At 49.6% G+C, this 10,039-nt stretch carries 10 protein-coding genes; 7 read left to right on the forward strand and 3 right to left on the reverse strand.

What is annotated here, in order from left to right:
- Window positions 1-53 precede the first annotated feature (53 nt).
- The 7 genes from hisD to hisIE are packed head-to-tail and all read left to right on the forward strand — an operon-like array spanning window position 54 to window position 6,188.
- Complete coding sequence (gene hisD / locus NNO03_RS05010; protein ID WP_271448985.1) at window positions 54-1,358, forward strand: histidinol dehydrogenase; 1,305 nt, start codon at window positions 54-56, stop codon at window positions 1,356-1,358.
- Window positions 1,355-2,434, forward strand: coding sequence for a histidinol-phosphate transaminase (gene hisC, locus NNO03_RS05015; RefSeq protein ID WP_271448986.1), 1,080 nt, complete (start codon window positions 1,355-1,357; stop codon window positions 2,432-2,434). The genes hisD and hisC overlap by 4 nt, the downstream gene beginning before the upstream one ends.
- Window positions 2,431-3,498: a bifunctional histidinol-phosphatase/imidazoleglycerol-phosphate dehydratase HisB gene (gene hisB / locus NNO03_RS05020; protein ID WP_271442597.1), complete on the forward strand. Its 1,068-nt coding sequence runs from the start codon at window positions 2,431-2,433 to the stop codon at window positions 3,496-3,498. Before hisC ends, hisB begins: the two co-directional genes overlap by 4 nt.
- A complete protein-coding gene (gene hisH, locus NNO03_RS05025) occupies window positions 3,498-4,088 on the forward strand; it encodes an imidazole glycerol phosphate synthase subunit HisH (protein WP_005128083.1) in 591 nt (196 codons plus the stop codon). The genes hisB and hisH overlap by 1 nt, the downstream gene beginning before the upstream one ends.
- On the forward strand, window positions 4,088-4,825 hold the full coding sequence (gene hisA, locus NNO03_RS05030) for a 1-(5-phosphoribosyl)-5-[(5-phosphoribosylamino)methylideneamino]imidazole-4-carboxamide isomerase (protein WP_271448987.1): 738 nt from the start codon (window positions 4,088-4,090) through the stop codon (window positions 4,823-4,825). Before hisH ends, hisA begins: the two co-directional genes overlap by 1 nt.
- Entirely contained in the window at window positions 4,807-5,583 is a 777-nt protein-coding gene (hisF, locus tag NNO03_RS05035; RefSeq protein ID WP_271448988.1) for an imidazole glycerol phosphate synthase subunit HisF, read from the forward strand. Before hisA ends, hisF begins: the two co-directional genes overlap by 19 nt.
- On the forward strand, window positions 5,577-6,188 hold the full coding sequence (hisIE, locus tag NNO03_RS05040) for a bifunctional phosphoribosyl-AMP cyclohydrolase/phosphoribosyl-ATP diphosphatase HisIE (RefSeq protein WP_048212023.1): 612 nt from the start codon (window positions 5,577-5,579) through the stop codon (window positions 6,186-6,188). The genes hisF and hisIE overlap by 7 nt, the downstream gene beginning before the upstream one ends.
- A 46-nt stretch (window positions 6,189-6,234) precedes the next feature.
- On the opposite strand, the gene ugd is transcribed toward hisIE, so the two are convergent.
- The 3 genes from ugd to NNO03_RS05055 form a co-directional block, all read right to left on the reverse strand.
- A complete protein-coding gene (gene ugd / locus NNO03_RS05045) occupies window positions 6,235-7,401 on the reverse strand; it encodes a UDP-glucose 6-dehydrogenase (protein ID WP_271448989.1) in 1,167 nt (388 codons plus the stop codon).
- 234 nt (window positions 7,402-7,635) lie between these two features.
- Complete coding sequence (gndA, locus tag NNO03_RS05050) at window positions 7,636-9,042, reverse strand: NADP-dependent phosphogluconate dehydrogenase (RefSeq protein WP_271448990.1); 1,407 nt, start codon at window positions 9,040-9,042, stop codon at window positions 7,636-7,638.
- An 84-nt stretch (window positions 9,043-9,126) separates the two neighbouring features.
- Window positions 9,127-10,039: acyltransferase (locus tag NNO03_RS05055; RefSeq protein WP_271448991.1), on the reverse strand; the 913-nt coding region annotated here is incomplete at its 5' end.

The following is a 10,039-nucleotide window of genomic DNA, read 5'->3' on the forward strand; positions in this document are numbered from 1 at the left end:
GACCCGTAGGCCGGATAAACAACGTGCCATCCGGCAAAAAAAGGAAGACGATTATGAGCTTTAATACCATCATCGACTGGAATAGCTGTACTGAAGAGCAGCAAAGTGAATTACTGATGCGCCCGGCAATCTCGGCGTCAGATAGCATCACCCGTACCGTGAGCGAAATTCTGTATAACGTAAAGTCGCGCGGTGACGCAGCACTACGTGAATACAGCGCAAAGTTTGATAAAACTAACGTGAATGCGCTGAAAGTCAGTGCCGAAGAGATCGCCGCCGCCGGCGCACGTCTTGGCAATGACCTTAAACAGGCCATGGCTGTCGCCGTGAAAAACATCGAGACGTTTCATAACGCGCAACAACTACCGGTCGTCGATATTGAAACGCAGCCTGGTGTACGCTGCCAGCAGGTTACCCGCCCGGTAAATTCTGTTGGACTGTACATTCCCGGGGGCTCCGCGCCACTCTTCTCAACAGTGTTAATGCTCGCCACCCCGGCCCGCATTGCCGGCTGTAAAAAAGTGGTGTTGTGCTCTCCGCCACCTATCGCCGATGAAATTCTGTATGCCGCGCAGCTCTGCGGCGTACAGGACGTGTTTAACGTTGGGGGCGCACAAGCGATAGCCGCGCTGGCATTTGGCAGCGAATCCGTGCCGAAAGTGGACAAAATTTTCGGCCCCGGTAATGCGTTTGTGACCGAAGCCAAACGTCAGGTTAGTCAGCGTCTGGACGGTGCTGCCATCGACATGCCAGCAGGTCCGTCTGAAGTACTGGTGATTGCCGACAGCGGCGCCACGCCGGATTTCGTTGCCTCTGACTTACTCTCTCAGGCCGAGCACGGCCCCGATTCTCAAGTGATCCTGCTGACGCCGGATGCCGGTATGGCCAGCCAGGTTGCTGAAGCAGTAGAACGCCAGCTTGCCGCGCTGCCACGCGCTGAAACCGCGCGGCAGGCGTTAAGTGCCAGTCGTCTGATTGTCACCCGCTCTCTCGCGCAATGCGTAGCGATTTCTAATGCGTACGGCCCGGAGCACTTGATCATTCAGACCCGCAATGCTCGCGAACTGGTCGATGACATCACCAGTGCGGGCTCTGTCTTTCTCGGTGACTGGTCACCGGAATCTGCCGGTGACTATGCCTCCGGGACTAACCACGTGCTGCCTACCTACGGCTATACCGCAACCTGCTCAAGTCTTGGACTGGCCGATTTCCAGAAGCGGATGACCGTACAGGAATTATCGCCGCAAGGTTTCTCTGCCCTGGCCGCAACCATCGAAACGCTGGCCGCCGCTGAACGACTGACTGCCCACAAAAATGCCGTTACCCTGCGCGTTAACGCCCTGAAGGAGCAAGCATGAGCACTGACAACATTCTCAGCGTTACTGATTTAGCCCGTAAAAATGTCCGTGAGCTAACACCGTATCAATCTGCCCGCCGTCTGGGCGGAAATGGCGACGTCTGGCTCAATGCCAATGAGTTCCCCACCGCCGTTGAGTTCCAGCTGACTCAGCAAACACTGAACCGTTATCCGGAGTGTCAGCCGAAGGCAGTGATCGAGAACTACGCGCAGTATGCGGGCGTTAAGCCAGAGCAGGTATTGGTCAGCCGTGGTGCTGATGAAGGTATCGAGTTGCTGGTCCGTGCTTTTTGCGAGCCGGGTAAAGATGCGATTCTCTACTGCCCGCCGACCTATGGCATGTATAGCGTCAGTGCTGAAACCATTGGCGTTGAATGTCGCACCGTCCCGACTCTTGCCGACTGGCAACTGGATTTACAGGGTATCGCTGACAAGCTTGATGGCGTGAAAGTGGTTTACGTTTGCAGTCCCAATAACCCGACGGGCCAGTTAATTAACCCGCAGGATCTGCGTTCACTGCTCGACATGACGCAGGGCAAAGCCATCGTGGTCGCCGATGAAGCGTATATCGAGTTTTGCCCGCAGGCCACACTGGCAGGCTGGCTATCGGAATACCCAAACCTGGTGGTACTGCGCACCCTGTCTAAGGCGTTTGCCCTTGCCGGTTTGCGCTGCGGATTTACGCTAGCTAATGAAGACGTTATCAACCTGTTGTTGAAAGTGATCGCGCCTTACCCGCTCTCTACACCGGTGGCAGATATCGCCGCTCAGGCGCTAACGCCGCAAGGCATTTCCGCCATGCGCGAGCGCGTGGCGCAGATTCTGCAAGAGCGTCAGTACCTGGTTGATAGCCTGAAAACCCTCCGCTGTGTAGAACAGGTTTTCGACTCTGAAACCAACTATGTTCTGGCGCGCTTCACAGCATCAAGCAACGTATTTAAATCTTTGTGGGATCAGGGCATTATCTTACGAGACCAGAACAAACAACCTTCATTGAGCGGCTGCCTGCGTATTACTGTCGGAACCCGTGAAGAGAGCCAGCGCGTCATTGACGCCTTACGTGCGGAGCAAGTATGAGCCAGAAGTACCTTTTTATTGACCGTGATGGAACCCTGATTTCCGAGCCGCCCAGTGACTTTCAGGTTGATCGCTTCGACAAGCTTGCCTTTGAGCCGGAGGTTGTCCCGGTCTTGCTAAAACTGCAAAAAGCAGGTTTTAAGCTGGTGATGATCACCAACCAGGATGGACTGGGAACACAGAGCTTCCCACAGGCGGATTTTGACGGTCCGCACAACCTGATGATGCAAATTTTCACCTCACAGGGCGTTATATTTGATGAAGTACTGATCTGCCCGCACCTGCCGGCAGACGCGTGTGATTGTCGTAAACCCAAAGTGAAGCTGGTCGAGCAATACCTGATTGAACAGGTGCTGGATACCGCGAACAGCTACGTGATCGGCGATCGCGCAACCGACATTCAACTTGCGGAAAACATGGGCATCACCGGGTTACGCTATCACCGCGACACGCTGAACTGGGCAATGATCGGTGAGCAGCTAACCAAACGGGATCGTTACGCCCACGTTGAGCGTAATACAAAAGAAACGCAGATTGACGTTAAAGTCTGGCTGGACCGCGAAGGCCGCAGCAAAATTAATACCGGCGTCGGCTTCTTTGACCACATGCTGGATCAAATCTCGACCCACGGTGGTTTTCGCATGGAGATAGCCGTCAAAGGCGATCTGTATATTGACGATCACCACACCGTTGAGGATACCGGGCTGGCTCTGGGCGAAGCCTTAAAACTGGCGTTGGGCGATAAACGAGGCATCAACCGTTTTGGTTTTGTGCTGCCGATGGACGAGTGCCTCGCACGCTGCGCCCTGGATATCTCCGGGCGTCCACACCTGGAGTACCGGGCTGAGTTTACCTATCAGCGCGTCGGCGATCTGAGTACGGAGATGATCGAACACTTCTTCCGTTCGCTCTCTTACACCATGGGGGTCACGTTACACCTTAAAACCAAAGGTAAAAATGACCACCACCGCGTGGAAAGTCTGTTCAAAGCCTTTGGCCGCACGCTGCGCCAGGCTATTCGCGTAGAAGGCGACACGCTTCCTTCTTCAAAAGGGGTGCTGTGATGAACGTGGTGATCCTCGACACCGGCTGCGCCAACCTGAACTCGGTGAAATCTGCCGTCGCACGCCACGGCTATGATCCGGTGGTTAGCCGCGATGCGGATGTTGTGCTGCGTGCCGATAAACTGTTTCTGCCTGGTGTGGGTACCGCACAGGCGGCAATGGATCAGCTACACGAGCGTGAGCTGATTGAACTGATTAAAGCCTGCACACAACCTGTACTGGGGATTTGCTTAGGTATGCAGCTGCTTGGTCGGCGCAGTGAAGAAAGCAACGGTGTCTCCCTGCTGGGGATTATTGATCAAGACGTACCCAAAATGACCGATTTTGGGCTGCCGTTGCCGCATATGGGCTGGAACCGTGTCTATCCACAGGCCGGAAACCGCCTTTTCCAGGGCATTGAGGATGGGGCGTATTTCTATTTTGTACACAGCTACGCCATGCCGGTGAACCCATGGACTATTGCGCAATGCAACTACGGTGAGCCCTTCACCGCAGCGGTACAAAAGGATAATTTCTTTGGCGTGCAGTTCCACCCGGAGCGTTCAGGTGCCGCTGGCGCGAAGTTGCTGAAAAACTTTCTGGAGATGTAATGATAATTCCGGCATTAGATTTAATCGACGGCACGGTTGTGCGTCTTCATCAGGGCGATTACGCAACGCAGCGTGATTACGGTAACGATCCCCTGCCCCGTTTACAAAGCTATGCCGCACAAGGCGCAAAGGTGCTGCACCTGGTGGACCTGACCGGTGCAAAAGATCCGCAGAAACGGCAAATACCGCTGATTAAAACATTGGTGGCTGGCGTAAACGTACCGATGCAGGTAGGGGGCGGCGTACGTACTGAAGAAGACGTCGCCGCGCTGCTGGATGCGGGCGTTGCACGTGTGGTTGTCGGCTCGACGGCGGTAAAATCGCCCGAACGTGTTAAAACCTGGTTCACGCGTTTCGGCGCTGACGCGCTGGTGCTGGCGCTGGATGTGCGGATTGACGAGCACGGGAATAAACAGGTTGCGGTCAGCGGCTGGCAGGAAGACTCCGGCGTTTCACTGGAAGAACTGGTTGAGGCCTATTTACCCGTCGGTCTGAAGCACGTGCTGTGCACCGATATCTCCCGTGACGGCACGCTGGCTGGCTCAAACGTTGCACTGTACGAAGAAGTGTGTGCGAAATACCCCCAGGTGGCATTTCAGTCATCCGGCGGGATTGGTGGGATTGAAGATGTCGCCGCCCTGCGCGGAACCGGCGTTGGCGGCGTCATTGTGGGACGTGCTTTGCTGGAAGGTAAATTCACCGTTGAGGAGGCCATCCAATGCTGGCAAAACGCATAATCCCTTGCCTTGATGTTCGTGACGGGCAGGTTGTCAAAGGTGTTCAGTTCCGCAATCACGAGATTATTGGCGATATCGTTCCACTGGCAAAACGCTATGCCGATGAAGGCGCAGATGAGCTGGTTTTTTACGATATCACCGCATCGAGCGATGGTCGCGTGGTGGACAAAAGCTGGGTATCACGCGTGGCAGAAGTGATCGACATTCCGTTCTGTGTCGCCGGTGGAATTAAATCACCCGAGGATGCCGCAAAGATACTGTCTTTCGGCGCAGATAAAATTTCTATCAACTCCCCTGCTCTGGCTGACCCAACGTTGATCACCCGCCTGGCGGATCGCTTTGGTGTGCAGTGCATCGTGGTAGGTATCGACACCTGGCATGATGCACAAACCGGGAAGTATCACGTCAATCAGTACACCGGAGATGAAAACCGTACGCGCGTTACACAGTGGGAAACGATCGACTGGGTAACAGAAGTGCAAAAACTGGGCGCCGGTGAAATCGTTCTTAATATGATGAACCAGGACGGCGTGCGTAACGGCTACGATCTTGAGCAATTGAAAAAAGTGCGCGAAGTTTGCCATGTTCCACTGATCGCTTCTGGCGGCGCAGGAACGATGGAGCACTTCCTTGATGCCTTCAGGGATGCAGATGTCGATGGTGCGCTTGCCGCCTCCGTTTTCCATAAGCAAATTATCAATATTGGCGAATTAAAAGCGTACCTGGCAACACAGGGCGTGGAGATCAGGATATGTTAACGAAGCAACAATGCCGCGAGCTGGACTGGGAAAAAACCGATGGGATGATGCCGGTCGTCGTACAGCATGCGGTTTCCGGTGAAGTGTTGATGCTCGGGTATATGAACCCGGAAGCGCTGGATAAAACGATCGAAAGCGGGAAAGTAACCTTTTTCTCGCGTACTAAACAGCGCCTGTGGACCAAAGGTGAAACCTCTGGCAATTTTCTTAATGTCGTCAGCATTTCCGCTGATTGCGACAACGACACCCTGCTGGCGCTGGTTAACCCGATTGGCCCAACCTGTCACAAAGGCACCAGCAGCTGTTTTGGTGAGTCCAGCCACCAATGGTTGTTCCTGTATCAACTGGAGCAACTCCTGGCTGAGCGCAAAACGGCAGATCCCGCCAGCTCCTATACCGCAAAATTGTACGCCAGCGGTACGAAGCGAATTGCCCAGAAAGTTGGAGAAGAAGGTGTTGAGACAGCACTGGCCGCGACCGTGCATGATCGTTTCGAGTTGACCAATGAGGCATCGGACCTGATGTATCACCTGCTGGTTCTGCTGCAGGACCAGGATCTCGATCTAACGACGGTGATTGAGAATTTACGCAAACGCCATCAATAATAGACTGATACCGGCATCATGCCGGTATCTTTATTTTGCAGGACCTTTAATCGTTACCGAATAAATCGCGGGTATACACTTTATCAGCGACATCCAACAGTTCTTCAGCCATCCGATTTGAGATAATAACATCGGCCTCACTTTTGAATTTAGCCAAATCACGTTCAACCCGTGAATGGAAAAAACTCTCTTCTGCCATTACCGGCTCATAAATTATGACCGGGATACCTTTCGCTTTAATGCGTTTCATGATGCCCTGAATAGACGAGGCTCTAAAATTATCCGAGCCGCTTTTCATAATCAGGCGATAGATACCGACAACTTTGGGTTTACGCGAAAGAATAGCATCAGCAATAAAATCTTTTCGTGTACGGTTAGCATCAACGATGGCTGAAATAATATTATTAGGTACAGATTGATAGTTGGCGAGTAATTGCTTCGTGTCTTTTGGCAGACAGTATCCACCATAACCGAATGAAGGGTTGTTGTAATGGTTCCCAATGCGCGGATCCAGACAAACCCCTTCGATGATCTGTCGTGCATTAAGCCCCAGGCTTTCTGCATAGCTATCAAGTTCATTAAAATAGGCAACACGCATTGCCAGATAGGTATTTGCAAAAAGCTTAATGGCTTCAGCTTCAGTAGAATCGGTGAACAGCACCGAGATATCCTGCTTTATTGCTCCTTCCTGTAACAAGGCAGCAAAACGTTCAGCACGAGCAGACCGTTCGCCGATAACAATTCGTGATGGGTATAAGTTATCATACAGTGCCTTCCCTTCGCGCAGGAACTCAGGAGAAAAGATAATATTATCCGAGTTAAACTTCTGTCGCATAGTCTGAGTAAAACCAACAGGCACTGTTGATTTAATCACCATGAGCGCATCAGGATTTATTGCAATCACATCCCTGATAACTGATTCAACGCTGGAGGTATCAAAATAGTTTGTTTTCGGGTCGTAATCTGTAGGCGTTGCAATAATAACAAAATCTGCATTCTGGTAGGCGTCGTACTTGTCCAGCGTGGCTTTGAAATTTATATCGTTTGATTGTAGATACTGTTCAATTTCTTTATCGACTATCGGAGATATCCGATTATTTAGCATCTCGACACGTGAAGGGACAATGTCCAGAGCAATGACCTGATGATGTTGGGCGATAAGAAGACCATTTGACAGGCCAACATATCCGGTACCAGAAATGGTAATTTTCATTTCATGCTCTCAGTATTAACTTAATATTTAATCATGATGTCGTACATCCTGATAAGAGAATAATGTTTTAACGTTTTGTCGAATATTGTGTCAACGAAGGTTAAAACAATTCAGATTTTCTTGATCAGGGTACGCCAGAAATATTAAGTAAAGATTAAGCAATCAACGTAAATCAATCAGATTAAAGATAAAAAAAGCCCGGTTAGAGAACCGGGCCAGTGACTATCAGAAGACTTATTCCATCCATTCGGTATGGAAAACACCTTCTTTGTCAGTACGTTTGTAGGTATGCGCACCGAAGTAATCACGCTGTGCCTGAATCAGGTTAGCGGGCAGTACCTCTGCACGATAGCTGTCGTAATAAGCGACAGCAGCAGAGAATGTCGGAACCGGGATACCATTCTGCACGGCATACGCTACGACATCACGCAGTGCCTGTTGGTATTCATCGGCAATGTTCTTGAAGTACGGGTCGAGCAGCAGGTTCGCGATGCCAGGATTTTTAGCGTAGGCATCGGTGATTTTCTGCAGGAACTGCGCGCGAATAATACAGCCCGCACGGAAGATTTTTGCAATCTCGCCGTAATTCAGATCCCAGTTATGCTCGTCGGACGCGGCACGCAGTTGTGAGAAGCCCTGAGCATAAGAAACGATCTTACCGAGGTACAGTGCACGACGTACTTTCTCAATAAATTCTGCCTTATCACCCGCAAGCTGAGCTTTAGGCCCAGACAGGACTTTAGAGGCAGCGACACGCTGATCTTTCAGCGAAGAGATGTAACGTGCAAACACAGATTCAGTGATCAGAGACAGCGGTTCACCAAGATCCAGAGAGCTTTGGCTAGTCCATTTACCGGTACCTTTGTTTGCCGCTTCATCCAGAATGAAATCCACCAAATATTTACCATCTTCATCTTTTTTGGTGAAGATATCTTTGGTGATGTCGATCAGGTAGCTGCTCAGCTCACCGTTATTCCACTCGGTAAAGGTGCTGGCCAGTTCTTCGTTGCTCAGGTTCAGCCCCCCTTTCAACAATGAATAGGCTTCAGCAATCAGCTGCATATCACCGTATTCAATGCCGTTGTGCACCATCTTCACGTAATGACCTGCACCGTCAGCACCAATATACGTCACACACGGCTCACCATCTTCAGCAACCGCTGCGATTTTGGCCAGGATTGGCGCGACCAGCTCATAAGCTTCTTTCTGACCGCCCGGCATGATTGATGGGCCTTTCAACGCACCTTCTTCACCACCGGAGACGCCGGTTCCGATAAAGTTAAAACCTTCAGCGGAGAGTTCACGGTTACGACGGATAGTGTCCTGGAAGAACGTATTACCACCATCAATGATGATGTCACCTTTATCCAGGTAAGGTTTCAGGGAATCAATAGCAGCATCCGTGCCAGCACCCGCTTTCACCATTAACAGGATACGACGAGGTGTTTCAAGGGATTCAACAAACTCTTTTACCGTATAGTAAGGAACCAGTTTTTTCCCCGGATTCTCGGCGATAACCTCTTCCGTTTTTTCACGTGAGCGGTTGAAAACGGACACGGTGTAACCACGGCTTTCGATGTTGAGCGCCAGGTTGCGCCCCATCACAGCCATACCAACGACGCCGATTTGTTGCTTAGACATTATGTACTCCTGTCAGGTGATGATCGAACAACAATTTGTAACCATACTGAAGAACTATGCGAAAATAATGTACATTAGTTATGTTCAATATTTTTTGTAAACTATCCTACGGCTCATTTTGATAGCAGGGAGCTCTATCAATTTATATGAAATAGATGCAATAGCAACAGTTATAATGGTCCATACTAAAAACCTTATAACTGGCGGGAAGTCAGTTAATGGGATGCTGTGCGGAACAAAAATATGCATCAAATATATAGAATAACTTACAACCCCAATTAACGGCATTAGCTTTGAGCTAACTATAATCCGCTCTAAAATAAAGGAATAGAAAATAAAGATGGCAGGTATGAATGAAAAAGTAAGATAACTAACCCCCCAGTATTTGTACCAAATAAGAACTCTACAGAACATTGTCGCTATAAGAACAAAGCTTAATAGCGCAAAAAACCTGTGAGACAATACATTCCTTTTAAATAAAAAGCAAATTAAACCAGAAAGAAAGAATAAGTAAAAATATAATATTTTCTGGATATTGCCATTCACATCATAAAGATCAAACCCAATGCTTATCAATGAAACAGTTAAAACCAAAACAAACAAAGAAATAATATTTGCTAGCCAGCGTCGAAGTAACAAAAAAACCGTACATGCCAAATAAAACAACATCTCATAGGCTAAAGTCCACTCTAGCCCCTGAAATACGGTATTTTGCCCCAAGAAATGACTCATCATGCTCAGTGTCCCCCCCCAATAAATAATGGGGTCTGACATCATTTCCGAATAAATTTTTGATACATACCAACTATCTGATAAAAAAAACCACCCAAGAATTGTCATTACGATATAAATAGGGTAAAGACGAAAAACTCTTCGAATCCAAAAACCAAATATCGAGGTTAAGCCATCTCGCGTATTCATCGACCATGGTATGACATAACCACTCACACAGAAAAATATCAAAACACCGATCAATCCGATATTAATTGAATTATTT

Origin of the sequence: Citrobacter sp. Igbk 16 (assembly GCF_028069755.1) — a bacterium.
Classification (GTDB): domain Bacteria; phylum Pseudomonadota; class Gammaproteobacteria; order Enterobacterales; family Enterobacteriaceae; genus Citrobacter.

Coding starts and splice junctions, on each gene's coding strand:
- hisD (WP_271448985.1), top strand. CDS start 54: ATGAGCTTTAATACCATCATCGACTGGAATAGCTGTACTGAAGAGCAG.
- hisC (WP_271448986.1), top strand. CDS start 1,355: ATGAGCACTGACAACATTCTCAGCGTTACTGATTTAGCCCGTAAAAAT.
- hisB (WP_271442597.1), top strand. CDS start 2,431: ATGAGCCAGAAGTACCTTTTTATTGACCGTGATGGAACCCTGATTTCC.
- hisH (WP_005128083.1), top strand. CDS start 3,498: ATGAACGTGGTGATCCTCGACACCGGCTGCGCCAACCTGAACTCGGTG.
- hisA (WP_271448987.1), top strand. CDS start 4,088: ATGATAATTCCGGCATTAGATTTAATCGACGGCACGGTTGTGCGTCTT.
- hisF (WP_271448988.1), top strand. CDS start 4,807: ATGCTGGCAAAACGCATAATCCCTTGCCTTGATGTTCGTGACGGGCAG.
- hisIE (WP_048212023.1), top strand. CDS start 5,577: ATGTTAACGAAGCAACAATGCCGCGAGCTGGACTGGGAAAAAACCGAT.
- ugd (WP_271448989.1), bottom strand. CDS start 7,401: ATGAAAATTACCATTTCTGGTACCGGATATGTTGGCCTGTCAAATGGT.
- gndA (WP_271448990.1), bottom strand. CDS start 9,042: ATGTCTAAGCAACAAATCGGCGTCGTTGGTATGGCTGTGATGGGGCGC.